Annotated in this window: 13 protein-coding genes; 6 read left to right on the forward strand and 7 right to left on the reverse strand. The window is 35.2% G+C overall.

Annotated elements, in window-relative coordinates:
* The first annotated feature begins 151 nt into the window (after window positions 1-151).
* The gene (locus tag H7350_RS15930) at window positions 152-451 is read left to right on the forward strand and encodes an isoamylase early set domain-containing protein (RefSeq protein ID WP_204346919.1); all 300 of its coding nucleotides are present in this window, start codon (window positions 152-154) and stop codon (window positions 449-451) included.
* A 57-nt stretch (window positions 452-508) separates the two neighbouring features.
* Here the strand turns inward: H7350_RS15930 and H7350_RS15935 are convergent, their stop codons facing one another.
* The 6 genes from H7350_RS15935 to H7350_RS15960 all read right to left on the reverse strand — a co-directional run bounded on the left by H7350_RS15935 (window position 509) and on the right by H7350_RS15960 (window position 6,417).
* Window positions 509-1,024, reverse strand: a complete 516-nt coding sequence (locus H7350_RS15935; RefSeq protein WP_204346920.1) for an energy transducer TonB — start codon at window positions 1,022-1,024, stop codon at window positions 509-511.
* 8 nt (window positions 1,025-1,032) lie between these two features.
* The gene (locus tag H7350_RS15940) at window positions 1,033-1,857 is read right to left on the reverse strand and encodes a thymidylate synthase (RefSeq protein WP_204347038.1); all 825 of its coding nucleotides are present in this window, start codon (window positions 1,855-1,857) and stop codon (window positions 1,033-1,035) included.
* Between the two features lie 282 nt (window positions 1,858-2,139).
* Complete coding sequence (locus H7350_RS15945; protein WP_420825372.1) at window positions 2,140-3,951, reverse strand: NupC/NupG family nucleoside CNT transporter; 1,812 nt, start codon at window positions 3,949-3,951, stop codon at window positions 2,140-2,142.
* A 10-nt stretch (window positions 3,952-3,961) separates the two neighbouring features.
* The gene (locus tag H7350_RS15950) at window positions 3,962-4,570 is read right to left on the reverse strand and encodes a bifunctional nuclease family protein (RefSeq protein WP_204346921.1); all 609 of its coding nucleotides are present in this window, start codon (window positions 4,568-4,570) and stop codon (window positions 3,962-3,964) included.
* A gap of 115 nt (window positions 4,571-4,685) precedes the next feature.
* A complete protein-coding gene (locus tag H7350_RS15955) occupies window positions 4,686-5,648 on the reverse strand; it encodes an electron transfer flavoprotein subunit alpha/FixB family protein (protein ID WP_204346922.1) in 963 nt (320 codons plus the stop codon).
* 22 nt (window positions 5,649-5,670) lie between these two features.
* On the reverse strand, window positions 5,671-6,417 hold the full coding sequence (locus tag H7350_RS15960) for an electron transfer flavoprotein subunit beta/FixA family protein (RefSeq protein WP_204346923.1): 747 nt from the start codon (window positions 6,415-6,417) through the stop codon (window positions 5,671-5,673).
* Window positions 6,418-6,737: 320 nt separating this feature from the next.
* Here H7350_RS15960 and H7350_RS15965 point away from each other — a divergent pair, with 320 nt between their 5' ends.
* Both H7350_RS15965 and H7350_RS15970 read left to right on the forward strand, forming a co-directional pair.
* On the forward strand, window positions 6,738-7,715 hold the full coding sequence (locus H7350_RS15965; protein WP_204346924.1) for a pyruvate dehydrogenase complex E1 component subunit beta: 978 nt from the start codon (window positions 6,738-6,740) through the stop codon (window positions 7,713-7,715).
* A 154-nt stretch (window positions 7,716-7,869) separates the two neighbouring features.
* A complete protein-coding gene (locus H7350_RS15970; RefSeq protein WP_204346925.1) occupies window positions 7,870-10,380 on the forward strand; it encodes a DUF5686 and carboxypeptidase-like regulatory domain-containing protein in 2,511 nt (836 codons plus the stop codon).
* Window positions 10,381-10,500: 120 nt separating this feature from the next.
* On the opposite strand, the gene H7350_RS15975 is transcribed toward H7350_RS15970, so the two are convergent.
* Entirely contained in the window at window positions 10,501-11,124 is a 624-nt protein-coding gene (locus H7350_RS15975) for a hypothetical protein (protein WP_204346926.1), read from the reverse strand.
* 292 nt (window positions 11,125-11,416) lie between these two features.
* On the opposite strand from H7350_RS15975, the gene H7350_RS15980 reads away from it, so the two are divergent.
* The 3 genes from H7350_RS15980 to H7350_RS15990 all read left to right on the forward strand — a co-directional run bounded on the left by H7350_RS15980 (window position 11,417) and on the right by H7350_RS15990 (window position 17,363).
* Window positions 11,417-11,944 carry an inorganic diphosphatase gene (locus H7350_RS15980; protein WP_204346927.1) on the forward strand — a complete coding sequence of 176 codons (528 nt, stop codon included), beginning with the start codon at window positions 11,417-11,419 and terminating at the stop codon, window positions 11,942-11,944.
* 116 nt (window positions 11,945-12,060) lie between these two features.
* Window positions 12,061-14,481: a sodium-translocating pyrophosphatase gene (locus H7350_RS15985; protein WP_204346928.1), complete on the forward strand. Its 2,421-nt coding sequence runs from the start codon at window positions 12,061-12,063 to the stop codon at window positions 14,479-14,481.
* A gap of 146 nt (window positions 14,482-14,627) precedes the next feature.
* Window positions 14,628-17,363 (forward strand): T9SS type A sorting domain-containing protein, encoded by a 2,736-nt coding sequence (locus tag H7350_RS15990; RefSeq protein ID WP_204346929.1) that lies wholly within the window; start codon window positions 14,628-14,630, stop codon window positions 17,361-17,363.
* Window positions 17,364-17,398: the final 35 nt, after the last annotated feature.

The following is a 17,398-nucleotide window of genomic DNA, read 5'->3' on the forward strand; positions in this document are numbered from 1 at the left end:
CTCGTAATTAATGTTAATCTTTTTTACATAATTTAAATTAAAGTTATATCAATTTTATTAAAATGATAATTCTTTTATTTTCAGTTGATTATTCATTTGAGTGTGAAATATTCTTTTATACATTTGACCCCAGAAATTAATTCATATTATTATGGCAATTAAAAAACAATACTTAAAAAGCAAACCAGTTTGTAAGGTTACATTTTCTGTGCCTGCTGAAGAAGCTAACAAGGTAGCAGTTGTGGGAACATTCAATGAATGGAACGAAAAGAAAGCTGTTAAATTGAAAAAATTAAAAAACGGAACTTTTAAAGGTACTGTAGATTTAGAAAAAGACAACTCTTATGAGTTTAGATATGTAGTAGATGGTCAATGGGTAAATGATGACCAGGCTGATGCTTATGCATGGAGCGATTTTGCTGCTACCGAAAACGGTGTCTTAAATGTATAGTTAACCGTTTTAAAAGAACAACAAAAAGCGTCTGGAATTTTCGAGACGCTTTTTTTATTAATTTTTTTTCTCCTTCGTGTTATTACCAGTTACAGCAAATACAATTGGTAATGAATAGGAGACGACTACAGGTTCTCCTTTGTGAATTCCAGGTTTTTCCAAGTCTGGAATTAGTGCTATAACCCGCTTTGCTTCTTTTTCTAGTTCTCTACGAGCTGCTCTTGCCTGAATATTTATCACTTTTCCTTCTTTATCTATTTTAAAAGTGGTGATAATTCTCACTTTACCAGGAGGTAAGCCTAATCTGGAGGCTAAGCCAGAATCAAATTCTGTACCCACAAGCCTTCCTATTTTGTCACTCATACACTTTTTTAATTGCGCATTAGATAGTTTGTCATCACAACCTTTGTAAATAGGAACATTTTCAACGACTACAAATGGAACTTCTGTTTCTTTTTCTGAATGCTCTTCTATGGTTTCGATTTCGATAACCTCTGTTTCTGAATTGGGCTGCACTTGAGCAAAAACCATCATGCTCATAAAGAGCATCATTATACTAAAAGTAGTTTTCATATAAATATTTAAATAGCTACAACACCTTTGATATGTGGGTGCGGATTATAATTTTCTAAAGTAAAGTCTTCAAATTTAAATGCGAAGAGGTCTTTTACTTCAGGATTTAGTTTCATAGTTGGTAAGGGTCTGATGTCTCTGGATAATTGCAGTTCTAATTGTGCAAAATGATTGCTGTAAATATGAGCATCACCAAAAGTATGTATGAACTCTCCTGCTTCATAGCCGCAAACTTGTGCCATCATCATGGTGAATAAAGCATAGGAAGCAATGTTAAATGGTACGCCTAAAAAAATGTCCGCGCTACGTTGGTAAAGTTGACAAGATAACTTGCCTTCAGCTACATAAAACTGAAAAAAAGCATGGCAAGGTGGTAATGCTGCTTTTCCATTAGCTACATTTTCAGCAAAAGATTTTGAAGTATCGGGTAACACTGAAGGATTCCAAGCCGAAACAAGCATGCGACGACTATTAGGGTTGTGTTTTAATGTTTCAATGATATCTTTAATCTGATCGATGTCATCACTATTCCAGTTACGCCATTGATGACCATACACGGGACCTAAATCACCATTGTCGTCTGCCCATTCATTCCAGATGCGTACACCGTTTTCAGTTAAATATTTCGTGTTAGTATCACCATTTAAAAACCAAAGCAATTCGTAGATTATCGATTTTAAATGTAGTTTTTTGGTTGTTACCATTGGAAAACCTTCACTTAAATCAAAACGCATTTGATATCCAAACACGCTTTTGGTTCCTGTTCCTGTGCGATCTCCTTTTACATTTCCTTCTGCTAAGACATGTTTTACTAAGTCGTGGTATTGTTTCATAATATTTCCCGCCTTTCGGCTCCGCTCAAGATAAACTCCAGCGGGAATCTTTTTCATTAAACTTAAATTATGGGTGAGATGCTGAAATCAAAGATTCATAAGCTCTATCATAAAAAATAGATGGTTGTGAATAAACGTGTTCAGCATGACGTTTAGCGAAAATAAAAAAAAGCCATAAAAAGTAATTCTAATGGCTTTGATTTATATTAAAAGTTATTAACTAATAACCAAGACTAGTTTGCTTATACATTTGGGCTAGTTAACATATCTGTGATAATACCATTAGCCAATTATCATTCCGGCAATAGTAGCAGATATTAGTGATGCTAAGGTACCACCAATTAAAGCTTTCATTCCAAATTTTGATAATTGTGTTCGTTGTCCAGGCGCTAAAGACCCAATACCGCCAATTTGAATACCTATAGAAGCAAAGTTTGCAAAACCGCAAAGCATATAGGTCGCCATTATTATTGACTTTTCGTATTTTAAATGTGTCGCATTTGCAGCATTTTTAAGATCTGCCAATTGAATGTAACCAATAAATTCGCTAGCTGCCAATTTGATACCAAGCAGTTGCCCCATGAGAGCCATATCTTCGGTGGCGACACCAATGAGCCACATTAATGGCGCGAAAAGGTATCCTAAAATAAGTTCCAGAGATAGACTTTGGTAACTTGTATTTCCTGCAATCCATTCATTGAGGGTAGTGACATCACCAACCCAACCTAAAATACCATTAATCATGGCAATAAAAGCGACAAAAACGAGTAACATTGCTCCAACGTTTACTGCAAGTTTTAGACCTTCAGTTGTACCGTTGGCTATCGCGTCTAAAATGTTAGAACCTATTTTTTCTTTAGAAACAGCAACGTCTGTATTTACTTTTTCGGTTTGAGGATATAGTATTTTTGAAATTACAATAGCACCAGGAGCCGCCATTACAGAAGCCGCTAATAAGTGTTTTGCGTAGAATAGTCTTAGGGCTTCATCTTCTCCTCCCAAGAAACCAATATAAGCTGCTAATACAGCGCCTGCAACGGTTGCCATACCACCGATCATGACCAATAGAATTTCGGATTTATTCATTTTTTCGAGATAGGCCTTAATCAGCAAAGGAGCTTCGGTTTGTCCTAAAAAGATGTTGCCGGCAACACTTAAGCTTTCAGCTCCAGAAATTTTAAGTGCTTTGGATAGTAACCACGCCATAGCTTTAACTACTTTTTGAATTACTCCTAAGTAAAACAACACAGAAGTTAACGCAGAAAAGAAGATGATGGTTGGCAACACTTGAAAAGCAAATATAAATCCGTAAGAATTAACATCCATAACTCCGCTAAAAAGGAATTCACTTCCAGCTCTGGTAAAATCCAATATATTTATAAAGACTTGACCTATGGCTTCGAAGATGTCTTTTACAAAGTCAACTTGCAAAACACAAATAGCAATAATCAGTTGAAACGCTAATCCTATCACTACTGTTTTCCAATTGATGCCTTTACGATTACTACTAAATAAAAACGCAATGATTAAAAGTGTAATCATACCTAAAGCACCTCTCCAAATACTGTTAAAACTATAGCCTTCACTTTTAATAATATCATCAATGGCTTCACCTTGCGGAATGTAGTTAGGATGTTTATCTGATACGAATGTGTAAACATCGTTTGCGTTTTTTAAAATTAATTCAGAGTCGCTTTTGTTTACAATCTCGTAATAAACATCTACTGTGGTTGGAGCTTTTTGTTTGAATACTAATAGGTTATTGTTTTGCAACCAAAACCCCTTATTGAAATTGTTGTTTAATATGGATTCATATTCACCATCTTCGCCAAGATTTAAAAACTCTTTTCCTTCAATAAAATCGACATCTCCAGTTTTACCTTCAGGGTAGTTGTCAAAAGATTCATGCTTTAATAATTGCCAATTATTGAGAACGGTGTTTGTTAATTCAACCTTTAATGATTCGACATTGTCTTTGATTTTTTGAAATTGTTCAACTGTTGGTAAACTGTCTATATTGTTGTTAGTATCTTGACTGAAAGTCAGTGTAATTCCAAAAAAAATAGCTGTAACAGCTAGTAAAAAATGTCTCATGAGAAAAGGATTAGCGTTTGGAAATTTCGTCTCTAATTTTGGCTGCTTTTTCGTAGTCTTCATTATTTACAGCTTCATCTAGAAGGGTATGTAATTCCTGAAGCGACTTATCCATATAGTTGTCTTGTATGCTAGCTTCAATTTCTTCTGCTACCATATCGTCAACTAAAATGGAGTCTTGATCTTCAGTTTCTTTTTTAGGATTTACCTTAAGGTAGATGCCTGCTTTATCTAAGATGTTTTTATAAGTAAAAATAGGCGCCTTAAAACGTAAGGCAAGAGCGATGGCATCACTGGTTCTGGCATCGATAATTTCTTCAATTTTGTCTCGCTCACAAATTAAACTGGAGTAAAATACACCATCAACTAGCTTATGAATGATGACTTGCTTGACAACAATATCAAAGCGGTCAGCAAAGTTTTTAAATAAATCATGAGTGAGTGGCCTTGGTGGTCGTATCTCTTTTTCGAGAGCTATGGCTATAGATTGTGCTTCAAAAGCACCAATAACAATAGGTAATTTGCGATCACCATCAACTTCATTAAGAATTAAAGCATAAGCACCATTTTGGGTTTGGCTATATGATATTCCTTTTATGTTTAATTTAACTAGGCTCATAATTTATAAAATGTAAAGAACTGTTTTAATTTGGACTTTACAAACTGCAAAATGCAGATTTATGTATAAAGAACCAAATCAAAACAGCCCTTTTCAAACTACAATTTATAAAAAATTATGCGTTTTGAGCTTTAAATGCTTTTAATTTTTCAATCAAAACAGGTACAACTTCAAAGGCATCACCAACAACACCATAGTCTGCAGCTTTAAAGAAAGGCGCTTCAGGGTCGGTATTGATAACAACTTTTACTTTTGAAGAATTAATTCCAGCAAGATGCTGAATTGCACCAGAAATACCAATTGCAATATATAAGTTAGAGGCTACTGGTTTTCCTGTTTGACCAACGTGTTCACTGTGTGGTCTCCATCCTAAATCTGAAACCGGCTTTGAACATGCTGTTGCTGCACCAAGAACTTCAGCTAGTTCTTCAATCATTCCCCAATTTTCAGGACCTTTTAAACCACGACCACCTGACACTACAATCTCTGCATCAGCTATGGTAACTTTGTCTGTGGCTTTATCCACAGATTGAACCGTTACTCCTGACGAAGGAATCGAAGGTGAAAAATCTTCTGAAGTTGCATTTCCACTAGATGCTACGAGTCCGAATGCATTTTTAGATACTCCAATTACCTTGTTAGTTGTGTCAATTGATGTTAAATTAAAAGCTTTATTAGTAAATGCTGTACGTTTAACAGTGAAAGGTGCAGTGCTCGATGGCGCTTCAACGACGTTAGATGCGTAACCAGCTTCTAAGCCTATAGCAACTAATGGCGCTATGTATTTGCTGTCTGCTGTTGAACTTAATACGACAACATTCGCACCCTCTTGTTTAGCAGCTTGTTCAATAACACTAGCATAGGCATTAGCATTAAATTTATCTAAATCACCATTGCTAACATTTAAAACTTTATCTACACCATATTGTCCTAATTCTGAACCATCGCCAGCATTGATAGTTACTGCTGTGACACTGGTTCCTAATTGATCGGCAACAGCTTTGGCATAAGAAGCCACTTCAAACGCTGTTTTTTTGAATTTTCCTTGTTCTGATTCTGTATATACTAAAACTGACATGTTTTTTCTTTTAAATAAGTTATTAAATCGCTTTAGCTTCGTTGTGAAGTAAATTGATTAATTCATCAATGTTATCCGGATCAACTAAAGTTACTGCACCTTTTGGAGCAGGCTTTTCAAATTTTACCGATGTTGTTTCTACTGAAGCATTAGTTGGTTCAACAACCGATAAAGGTTTTTGACGCGCCATCATTATTCCTCTCATGTTTGGAATACGTAAGTCACTTTCTTCAACTAATCCTTTCTGACCACCAATAACTAAAGGTAAGCTTGTAGATACAGTTTCTTTTCCTCCATCAATTTCACGCATGGCAGTTGCATTAGTGCCATCAATTTCTAAGCTAATACAGTTAGTTACAAAATTAGCGTTGATTAAACCTGCAAGCATTCCTGGTACCATTCCGCCATTATAATCAATAGACTCTCGTCCTGCAATAACTAAATCAAAACCTCCGTCATTAACAACAGCCGCTAATTCTTTAGCAACCTGAAACCCGTCTTTTGCATCAGTGTTGACTCTAATAGCAGCATCGGCTCCAATAGCTAAAGCTTTACGAAGTGTAGGCTCAGTTTCTGGTCCACCAACATTAACAACAGTAACGTTAGCACCTTGTTTTTCTTTAAACCACATGGCACGCGTTAAACCAAATTCATCATTTGGATTAATCACAAACTGTACACCATTTGTATCAAATTTTGTGTCGCCATCAGTAAAATTAATCTTTGAAGTCGTATCAGGAACGTGACTAATACATACTAATATCTTCATATCGAAATTATTTATTTGAGTGTATATTTTTTCTAAAGCACGAAGATAATTATAATAATTTGAATTTTACTATGCGCGCATAGTAAAATTGTAAAAATTTCAGTAAAACTAAAAATCATTATTAAATTCTCATTAAAAAACAGTAAAATTAGTAATTACTCAATTTTTTGACAATGTGACCTATTGAGATTAGCACATTTCAGAATAAAAACTTTAAAAACTGAGCTAGTGTATACTTTGTATCCTTTTTTCGACCTTAATTTTATGGTATTTTATGAGCAATAATTATTACTTTTGCTATTCGTTAAAAAAACTGATACATGAAGACAATTCAATTTAGAGAAGCGATTTGTGAAGCCATGAGTGAAGAAATGCGCAGAGATGAAAGCATTTATTTAATGGGTGAGGAAGTTGCTGAATATAATGGAGCATACAAAGCTTCTAAAGGAATGTTAGACGAGTTTGGTGATAAACGTGTCATTGATACACCAATTGCTGAGTTAGGTTTTGCTGGTATTGCTATTGGCTCTACAATGACTGGAAATCGTCCTATAGTAGAATACATGACCTTCAACTTTTCTCTTGTTGGTATTGATCAAATTATAAATAATGCAGCTAAAATCAGACAGATGTCTGGTGGTCAGTTTAAATGTCCGATTGTATTTCGTGGACCAACAGCTTCTGCTGGTCAACTTGCAGCAACACACTCACAGGCTTTTGAAAGCTGGTTTGCCAATACACCTGGTTTAAAAGTAGTTGTGCCTTCAAATCCTTACGATGCTAAAGGTCTTTTAAAATCGGCAATACGCGATGACGATCCAGTAATTTTTATGGAAAGTGAACAAATGTATGGTGATAAAGGTGAAGTCCCTGAAGGAGAATATACGATTCCTTTAGGTGTAGCTGAAATTAAAAGAGAAGGTACTGATGTCACTATTGTATCTTTCGGGAAAATCATAAAAGAAGCTTATAAAGCAGCCGACGAATTAGAAAAAGAAGGTATTTCTTGTGAGATAATCGATTTGCGTACGGTACGTCCGATGGATAGAAAAGCGATTTTAGAATCGGTTAAAAAAACCAACCGACTCATTATATTGGAAGAAGCATGGCCATTCGGAAATGTGTCTACTGAAATCACATATTTAGTACAATCTGAAGCATTTGATTACTTAGATGCTCCAATTATAAAAATTAATACTGCAGATACACCTGCACCTTACTCGCCTGTTTTATTAGAGCAATGGTTACCAAATAAAGATGAGGTCATCAAAGCGGTAAAAAAAGTAATGTATAAATAAATATTTCGCATTTTTTTGCGTTATCAAAACTTCATTAGCATGATTGTTGATGAAGTTTTTACATATAAAGCCATTTTGGTGTGTTCTAGCAACTACTATTTCAATTGTCTAAGAACTAATTTTAAATAATAGTAAATTGCGAATATCTATGTTAATGAAAAAAAAGCTCCTCATTTTATTTTTGTTCTTCGGAATTTCATTTGCATTCGCGCAAACTAAAGTCAGCGGTTATGTATTTGATGAGTCAAACGAACCTGTCGCCTTTGCAAATATCTTATTTAAAGGGTCTACAGAAGGTACCATTACTAATGAAGATGGCCGTTTCTATTTAGAATCTGATAATACTTGGGAAACTTTAATCGTTTCATTTTTGGGTTATGAACTTCAAGAAATTAAACTCGAAAAAAAAGTCAACTACGATTTAAAATTTATTTTAAAAGAGGAAACGGGAGCATTAGATGAGGTTGTAATTGTTACAGGAAAACAATCTAAAAAAGCTTCTGAAAATCCAGCCATTAGAATTCTTAAGAAAATATGGGAACGTAAACGACAAAATGGGTTAAGACAGTTTAAGCAGTACGAGTATGACAAGTACGAAAAAGTTGAATTTGATTTAAATACGATTGATAGCGCGCTTATAAAAAGTAAGTTGTTTAGAGGCATGGAGTTTGTTTTTGAAGAAGTCGATACCTCAAGTGTTACAGGTAAAACCTATTTGCCAATTTTTCTCAATGAAGCTGTGAGTAAAGTGTATGGTGATAATAGACTGAAGAAAGAAAAAGAGGATCTTAAAGGAAATAAAAACTCAGGATTTAGTAATAATCAGGTTATCATCGATTTTGTTGATGACCTTTATGCCGATTTTGATATTTATGATAACTATTTAAAGTTTTTTGACAAGAGTTTTGTGAGTCCGTTATCACGAACAGGAGTTCAAACGTATAATTACGTACTTTCTGATAGTGCGTTTATAGATAATAAATGGTGTTATAATATTGTATACTATCCAAGGCGAAAAAATGAATTGACTTTTAAAGGCGACTTTTGGGTAAATGATTCGACCTATGCCATAAAAGACATCAATCTTCAGGCGTCTAAAAGTGCTAATATCAACTGGGTAAAAGAAATCTATATAGAACAAGAGTTTGAAGTTTTAAACGATTCTGTATTTCTGATTAAGAGGGATTATATGCTGTCTGACTTTGCACTTAATAAAAAGGAGAAATCTCGTGGTGTTTACGGAAAGCGAACAACCTTGTATGATAATTATGAATTCGATATTCCTAAGACTGAAAAGTTTTATGATGTTGAGGTATACAATTATAATGAAGATGCTTACAATCGGGATGACGAATTTTGGGCTCAAAACCGGATGGAATCGCTCAATAAAGATGAACGTGGTGTCTATAAAATGTTAGACACGCTTAAGACCGTTAAAAAATTTAAACGCTTATATAATATAGGAAGTATTCTGGCTTCAGGTTATATTGAATTCCCAAGTATAAATTTCGATTATGGTCCAATATTTTCTACGTTTGGAGCCAATGAAGTTGAAGGTTTACGATTAAGAACTGGTGGTCGAACCTACTTTGGGCCAAACGATTTATGGCGCGTTGAAGGGTTTTTGGCTTATGGGTTTAGAGACGACAAGTTTAAATATGGAATTTCCGGAAAATGGTTAGTTGACAAAAAACGACGGATTATCATTTCTGGTGGAAACAGGAGAGATGTAGAACAAATAGGCGCTAATTTGACAGCTTCTACTGATGTTCTGGGAAGAAGTTTGGCTTCTTCTGCTGTTGTTGGTACGGCGACTAATGACAAGTTAACTACCATTAATTTAACGACCATGGCTTTTGAAATAGAGCCTTCTAAGAATTTTGTAATCAGAACCAGCGGAACCTATAAAACTTTAGAATCGGCATCGCCAACCTTTAGTCTGGATTATAATGACCCAAGTTCACCAACAGGTATAGCTTCCGAAGTAAAGCAATTTGAAACAGCTCTATCATTATCCTACTATCCAAAACGAAAAATGACAGGCTTTGGTGTCGAACGCCGTACAGCAAACGATGGTTTTGCGAGCTTATTTGCGCAAATAACCAGAGGTGATAAAAATGTGTTTAATAGCGATTTTGATTATACTAAAGTTCAGTTTTCTTATATCCAGCCATGGCAGGTTGGAGGTTTCGGACGCTTAACAACGACTATTGAAGCAGGAAAAACTTTTGGAGAGGTACCATTAGCTTTGTTAAGTGTGGTTCCGGGAAATCAATCGTATTTTTCAATTTATAATACATTTCCTCAACTCGATTTTTACGAATTTGTTACGGACACGTACACGTCTTTACACCTTGAACATAACTTTAACGGACGCATCTTTTCACGTATTCCATTTTTGAAAAAGTATAATTTAAGAGCTATAGTTGGAGTACGAGGTGTTTGGGGAGATTTGTCTCGTGAAAATATTGCATTAAACACTACTGGGAATCCTGTTGAAACACCTTTAGTTGCACCTAATGATGAGATGTATTATGAATATAGTTTTGGTGTGGGAAATATTTTTAAAATTCTACGTATAGATTTTAACTTTAGAGGGAACTATCTAAATAATCCTGATGCAAGACCGTTTGGAGTAACCGGCAGTTTTGGGTTTAGTTTTTAAACCCCAAAAATTCAAATATTAGACTCATAATTAAGTAGCGTATCTTAAAGTTAAGATACTATTGGTGAATATTGCCAATTTAAAGTGTTATTTAATAGAGTTGAGTTTGTTCCATTTTCACTAAAATCGTTTTAAGATTTCATATTCTGTTCTAGCCATATCAACGATTAAAGCATAGCCTCTGGGTATGTCGCTTGATTTCTCGAATACATTAGATAATTTTAATAATGCTTTTTCAGCATTTTCAAAATCATTGTTTAATAGATAATACTCACTTAAATACAAATACCCATACATTTTATTTAAATTACTTTCATTGGGAGATGATAATAAATTATCAATAAGTGGTTTGACTTTTTTGTCATTATCAAAATTATCATCAAACATATAATAATCTATAATTTTAAAAGTCTCACCTTTCATTTTGTTGGCTTCCTCTTCTTTTGTGTATTTATCCTTTCTGTAAACCATTTTGTCATCTTTGATAAAGTACCATCGCGCTAATTGATTTTTAGGGTCAGGATTTGATGCAAATCTTCGAGTAGAGTTGTCAAAGTTGGTTAACATTATAAACTGTTTTCCATTAGTGTCATGCTCATTAAAAAAATAAGCTATCCTGGCGTCTGAAGGCTTATCGATATGAAACTCTACATTTACTTTGTCTTTTTCAGTAACACCGTTGTAAACCTCTGTTAGTATGCTTGTCATGTCATCATAAGTTAATTGTTTGTAGAGGTCAGTCATAAAAAATGAATCTGCAAAAGTATGATGAACAAAATAAAACGGCTTTATGCCAAGCTCATGTTTAGACGTTTCATTTTCTCGAAAAATCTTAAACTTTTCTTGGGAGGTTGCATAAATTGACGATAAAATTAAGCTAATGATTAAAAGGTGTTTGTACATCAAATTGGTGATTTATAGAATGAGATTGTGAATATAATAAACTTGAAAAATTTAAACGAAACATAACACATTTTAATTGCCAGACTCAAACAATACATTATCTTTGCAGCCCGAAATTAAGATTATAAAAAATATGACTGCAACTGGAAAATTAACATTTGATGTACTAATCGAAATCCCTAAAGGAAGCCGTAATAAATACGAATACGATTTTGAATTAAATAAGATACGCTTTGATCGTATGTTATTTTCGTCAATGATGTATCCTGGAGACTATGGTTTTATCCCAGAAACCTTAGCTTTAGATGGAGATCCATTAGACGTATTGGTTATGGGAACAGAGCCAACTTTTCCAATGTGTGTTATGGAAGTGAAGCCTATAGGAGTATTTCATATGGCAGATGAAAAAGGACCAGATGAAAAACTAATTTGCGTTCCGGTTACTGATCCTATTTGGAATTCATACAACGATATTGGAGATTTAAATCCGCATAGAAAAAAAGAAATTACACATTTCTTTCAGGTCTATAAAGACTTAGAAAAAAAGAAAGTTGATGTTGGTGGATGGGGAAATGCAGAGGAAGCTTACGATATTCTAAACAAGTGTATCGATCGTTATGAAAACAGTGAGCATAAAACCAATGGTGACTTCACGATATAGCTATTTAGTTGATTATAAATTAAAACCCTTCCGTATTAAACGTGAAGGGTTTTTTAGTTTTAATGCTTTTCACTACTTTTGCCCAGCTAATTAACAAATCAAATACAATAAAAAATATGGAATCACTGATGATTTACATGCCAATAGCTTTGGCGTTATTAGGATTAATTTACATGATTATTAAAAAATCATGGGTTATGAAACAAGACGCAGGAGATGGTAAAATGAAAGAAATTTCAGATCATATCTACGAAGGTGCCTTGGCATTTCTAAATGCTGAATACAGATTACTTGCAGTTTTTGTGGTAATCGTAGCTATTCTATTAGCAATAGTGTCTGTCGTAGTCCCTACAACACATTGGTTAATCGTAATCGCATTTATTTTTGGAGCTATTTTTTCTGCCTTTGCAGGAAACATAGGAATGAAAATTGCAACCAAAACGAATGTACGTACAACTCAAGCAGCTCGTACAAGCCTACCAAATGCTCTTAAAATCTCTTTTGGAGGTGGAACCGTAATGGGACTAGGTGTTGCTGGATTAGCAGTATTAGGGTTAACGGCATTTTTTATATTCTTCTTTCACTTTTTTATGGGTGGAGCATGGACAAATACAATGGACATGACCATCGTATTAGAAACATTAGCTGGATTCTCTTTAGGCGCTGAGTCTATTGCTTTGTTTGCTCGTGTTGGTGGAGGAATCTATACCAAAGCTGCAGATGTTGGAGCCGATTTAGTTGGTAAAGTTGAAGCAGGTATCCCTGAAGATGATCCTCGTAATCCTGCTACCATCGCAGATAACGTTGGTGATAACGTAGGTGATGTTGCAGGTATGGGTGCCGATTTATTTGGATCGTATGTGGCTACCGTTTTAGCGGCTATGGTTCTTGGTAACTATGTGATTAAAGATATGGGTGGAGCAATCGACGATTTATTCGGTGGAATTGGTCCAATCTTATTGCCTATGGCAATTGCTGGTGCAGGAATTATTATTTCTATCATCGGAACCATGTTGGTGAAAATTAAAAATAATGACGCTAAAGAAGCTCAGGTAATGGGCGCTTTAAATGTTGGAAACTGGACCTCTATTATTTTAGTAGCAGCGTCTTGTTTCGGATTATGTATGTACATGCTTCCTGATACAATGAAAATGGAATTTTTCGGAGAAGGCTTACAGGAAATTTCAAGCATGCGTGTATTTTACGCAACCTTAGTTGGTTTATTTGTAGGCGCAGTGATATCTTCTGTGACAGAATATTATACCGGTTTAGGTAAAAGCCCAATTTTAAAAATTGTACAACAATCATCTACTGGTGCTGGAACAAATATTATTGCTGGTTTAGCAACTGGTATGATTTCTACATTCCCTTCAGTATTATTATTTGCTGGAGCAATTTGGGCATCTTATGCTTTTGCAGGTTTCTATGGTGTGGCCTTAGCGGCTTCTGCTATGATGGCGACAACAGCTATGCAATTAGCGATTGATGCTTTTGGTCCAATTTCTGATAATGCTGGTGGTATTGCTGAAATGAGCGAACAAGAACCAATCGTTAGAGAGCGTACAGATATCTTAGATTCTGTAGGAAATACAACTGCTGCAACCGGAAAAGGGTTTGCTATTGCATCTGCAGCATTGACTTCATTAGCTTTATTTGCTGCTTACGTAACCTTTACTGGAATTGACGGAATTAACATCTTTAAAGCACCTGTATTAGCAATGCTGTTTGTTGGTGGAATGGTACCAGTAGTATTCTCTGCATTAGCAATGAACGCTGTAGGTAAAGCTGCTATGGAAATGGTACAAGAGGTACGTCGTCAGTTTAGAGATATACCTGGGATTATGGAAGGTACAGGGAAACCTGAATATGATAAATGTGTTGCAATTTCTACTAAGGCATCATTAAAAGAAATGATGTTACCAGGTTTATTAACTATTGGTTTTCCTTTAATTATTGCTTTCATACCAATGCTATTTGGAATGAATCATTTAGCTATTGCCGAAATGTTAGGTGGTTATATGGCTGGTGTTACCGTTTCAGGAGTGTTATGGGCTATCTTCCAAAATAATGCTGGTGGAGCTTGGGACAACGCTAAAAAATCTTTTGAAGCCGGTGTAGAGATTAACGGAGAGATGACTTATAAAGGTTCAGATGCGCATAAAGCTGCTGTAACTGGTGATACTGTTGGTGATCCGTTTAAAGACACGTCTGGTCCTTCAATGAATATCTTAATCAAATTAACTTGTCTTATTGGATTAGTTATTGCGCCGATTTTAGGTGGACATGCTACGGAAACTGGTCTTGCTGATAGTGATTTTGAAACAGTGGAGCAAAACATTACCATTACCAATGATATAGCTGAAGCTACAATAACTTATACTACGCTTGAAAACGGAGTGGAAGTTACAAAGGAAGAAACATTTTCTGGTACAGAAGCTGAAATTGAAGCAAAATTGAAAGCTTTTGAAGCGTCTACGACTAAAGTGCAAGGTGACGCTAAAAAGGTGATAAAAAAAATGGAGGTTATTAAAGAATAACTCCGTTATAATATAAATTAAAAAAGTCATGCGACTCCTAAATAATGGATCTCATGACTTTTTTTTATACACTTAAATGACTCGTTTATTTCGATATAGCATGTTAATGTGGTATTTTAGTAAATGAAAAATAAAAATTAAGTATTATGAAACGAAAATTGCTATTACTTGGTCTGTTATCGGCTGCACTATTAATTTACTTTATTCCTTTGACTTCAGAAACAGCGACTAATGAAAAACAAGTCCGTACACTTTCTGATATGAAAAAAGAAAAAACCAGTAAAAAGACTATGTCTGAAAAAATGGAGGCTATTGAAGATCGTATTCAATTTGAATATGATATGCAAAAAAATCCATACACAGGTTTGATTCCTCTTGATGAAAAGGAGAGTGAATTAAACTTAGCGCTTCAACTAAAGCAAGAGCTGAATTTTCAAGCCAGAAGCTTTTCAAGTGCTTATGTCTCCAGAGGGCCAACAAATTTAGGAGGAAGAACACGATCTGTGGCAATAGATATTAGTGATACATCGGGAAATACAATGTTAGCTGGTGGTGTGAGTAGCGGACTTTTTAGAAGTGTTGATGGTGGTGCTTCATGGGTAAAGGTGTCATCAAATGACGAAATTCATAATGTGACTGCTATAGCTCAAGATCCAAGACCAGGCTTTCAAAATATTTGGTACTATGGAACTGGTGAAAACTCAGGAAACAGTGCCAGTACATTTGGCGCGTTTTATTACGGACAAGGTATATGGCGCTCAATAGACAGTGGTCTTACATGGGAACAAATACCTCAAACCAATACACCATACGAAACGTTTGAGGGTGAGTTTGATATCATCCATTCTTTAGCTGTAAGCCCAGTTAATGGTGATTTGTTTGTTGCTGCTTATCGTACGCTTTTGAGATATGATGGTTCTAATTTTACTGTAGAACTTCAAAATACAAACGGAAATGGATATACTGATGTTAAAGTGACAAGTACAGGTAGAGTTTTTGCGGCATTTCCAGGAAATGGATTGCTTAATGGTGTGTATACCTCAGATACTGGTAATGGAAGTTATGTAAATATTGCTCAAAACTCCTCTCCAGCTGGATGGTTTTCTAATGGACGAATAGTATTGGGTATCGCACCTTCAAATCCGAATATTGTTTATGCGCTAATGAGCAATGGTAGTGGTGGTATTGAAGCCGATTTATGGAGGTATGATTTAGGGTCTGATACATGGACTGATTTTTCTAGTAAGTTGCCTGACGAGCCAGGTGGAGATTTAGCGGGAAATGACCCTTTTGCTATTCAGGGAGGTTATGATTTAGAAGTCTCCGTAAAACCTGATGATCAAAATTTTGTTGTTATCGGCGGAACCAATATCTATCGTATTAATAATATTATAACCGATACGACCTTTGATCGTATAGGTGGTTATGTAAGTAACTCTAGCTATGGTTTGTATAATTTAGGAGGTGGAGACACACATCACCCAGATATTCATGACCTTGTATTTAGTCCGTTTAATAGCAATTTGATGTATTCAGGTACAGATGGCGGCGTACATAGTGCAGATGTTACAGTACCTACAGTGGGTTGGACGAACTTAAATAATAATTACCAGACTTATCAATATTATCACGTTGCTATGGATCCTCAATCTGGATCTGACTTAGTTATTGGTGGTGCACAGGATAATGGAACAACAGCTGGAGGCGCAGCAGGAATCACAGGTGTAAGTGGCAGTACAGATATGATATCCGTTTTTGGAGGTGATGGTGTTGCTGTTTCTGTTGGTCGTACAGGAACAGGAGTTAACTTTAATGATGTACAATTATATCTTGGAACTCAAAATGGTCCGTTATTTTCTCTCGTTAATGGTGGTTTTTCAGACATTAGACCCTCTGCTACTACAGGAAATGGTAATAAAAGTATATTTATTACCTATTTTTATTTAGATGTCGAAACGAATACATTATACTACGTTAATGGTAATGACTTATATAGAAATCTTGATGCACCAACTGCTGACCAATTTTTAACCTGGGAAGATATTGGTTCTTTAAGTACTAATGAAAATATCAGAAGCATGGCGTCTACAAGAGGCACATATTCTTCAGCGAGTTATACACTTATTGGAGGTCAAAATGGTGGTGTATTTAGACTTGATGATCCTCGTAATACAACTCTTGCTTCAGCTGTAAATATTACACCATCAGGAGCAACGGTATTTAGTGGTTCTCTTGTAAGTGGTGTTGCAATACATCCAACAAATCCAGATATTGCTATGGTTGTATATTCTAACTATGGTATTGATAATATTTTTATTACTTCTAATGCTACAAGTGCATCTCCAACATGGGATTTAGTAGAACGCAACTTAGCGACTTATTCTATCAGGTCTGCAGCTATCGCTGAGGTTAATGGTCAAGTAGGTTATTTTGTAGGTACAGCTAGAGGTTTATATGCTAGTCAAGATCCAACAACAACCGATTGGCAATTAGAGAGTCCGAATGAAATAGGTTTAGCTGTGGTGAGTAGTTTAGTATATAGACCATCTGATAATATTCTACTTGTGGGTACACATGGAAACGGGATGTACCAATCAGATTTAACGACCTTAGGTGTTGATGAAAGCGCTATTACTGATAAGAATGTGGCTTTGTATCCAAATCCTAGTCATGGACCAGTTACAATTGATTACAGTGGAACACAATCGCTTAAAAGTATAACTGTGTTGGATATGAGTGGAAAAATCATTTCCAGACAGGTCGTAGATGGCATTGATTCTAGTATCCAACTAGATTTAAACGAACTTTCTTCTGGTGTTTATTTTGTAAATATAACGGTAGATACTGGTGATTCTATTATCAAGAGATTGATTAAACAATAGATATTTGACCTATAACATATAAAAAAAGCCACGAA

This window comes from Psychroserpens algicola (assembly GCF_014526325.1).
Lineage (GTDB): Bacteria > Bacteroidota > Bacteroidia > Flavobacteriales > Flavobacteriaceae > Psychroserpens > Psychroserpens algicola.

What these genes read in the sequence shown, in the direction of transcription:
- H7350_RS15930 (WP_204346919.1), top strand. Translation starts at nt 152, where the DNA reads ATGGCAATTAAAAAACAATACTTAAAAAGCAAACCAGTTTGTAAGGTT.
- H7350_RS15935 (WP_204346920.1), bottom strand. Translation starts at nt 1,024, where the DNA reads ATGAAAACTACTTTTAGTATAATGATGCTCTTTATGAGCATGATGGTT.
- H7350_RS15940 (WP_204347038.1), bottom strand. Translation starts at nt 1,857, where the DNA reads ATGAAACAATACCACGACTTAGTAAAACATGTCTTAGCAGAAGGAAAT.
- H7350_RS15945 (WP_420825372.1), bottom strand. Translation starts at nt 3,951, where the DNA reads ATGAGACATTTTTTACTAGCTGTTACAGCTATTTTTTTTGGAATTACA.
- H7350_RS15950 (WP_204346921.1), bottom strand. Translation starts at nt 4,570, where the DNA reads ATGAGCCTAGTTAAATTAAACATAAAAGGAATATCATATAGCCAAACC.
- H7350_RS15955 (WP_204346922.1), bottom strand. Translation starts at nt 5,648, where the DNA reads ATGTCAGTTTTAGTATATACAGAATCAGAACAAGGAAAATTCAAAAAA.
- H7350_RS15960 (WP_204346923.1), bottom strand. Translation starts at nt 6,417, where the DNA reads ATGAAGATATTAGTATGTATTAGTCACGTTCCTGATACGACTTCAAAG.
- H7350_RS15965 (WP_204346924.1), top strand. Translation starts at nt 6,738, where the DNA reads ATGAAGACAATTCAATTTAGAGAAGCGATTTGTGAAGCCATGAGTGAA.
- H7350_RS15970 (WP_204346925.1), top strand. Translation starts at nt 7,870, where the DNA reads ATGAAAAAAAAGCTCCTCATTTTATTTTTGTTCTTCGGAATTTCATTT.
- H7350_RS15975 (WP_204346926.1), bottom strand. Translation starts at nt 11,124, where the DNA reads ATGACTGACCTCTACAAACAATTAACTTATGATGACATGACAAGCATA.
- H7350_RS15980 (WP_204346927.1), top strand. Translation starts at nt 11,417, where the DNA reads ATGACTGCAACTGGAAAATTAACATTTGATGTACTAATCGAAATCCCT.
- H7350_RS15985 (WP_204346928.1), top strand. Translation starts at nt 12,061, where the DNA reads ATGGAATCACTGATGATTTACATGCCAATAGCTTTGGCGTTATTAGGA.
- H7350_RS15990 (WP_204346929.1), top strand. Translation starts at nt 14,628, where the DNA reads ATGAAACGAAAATTGCTATTACTTGGTCTGTTATCGGCTGCACTATTA.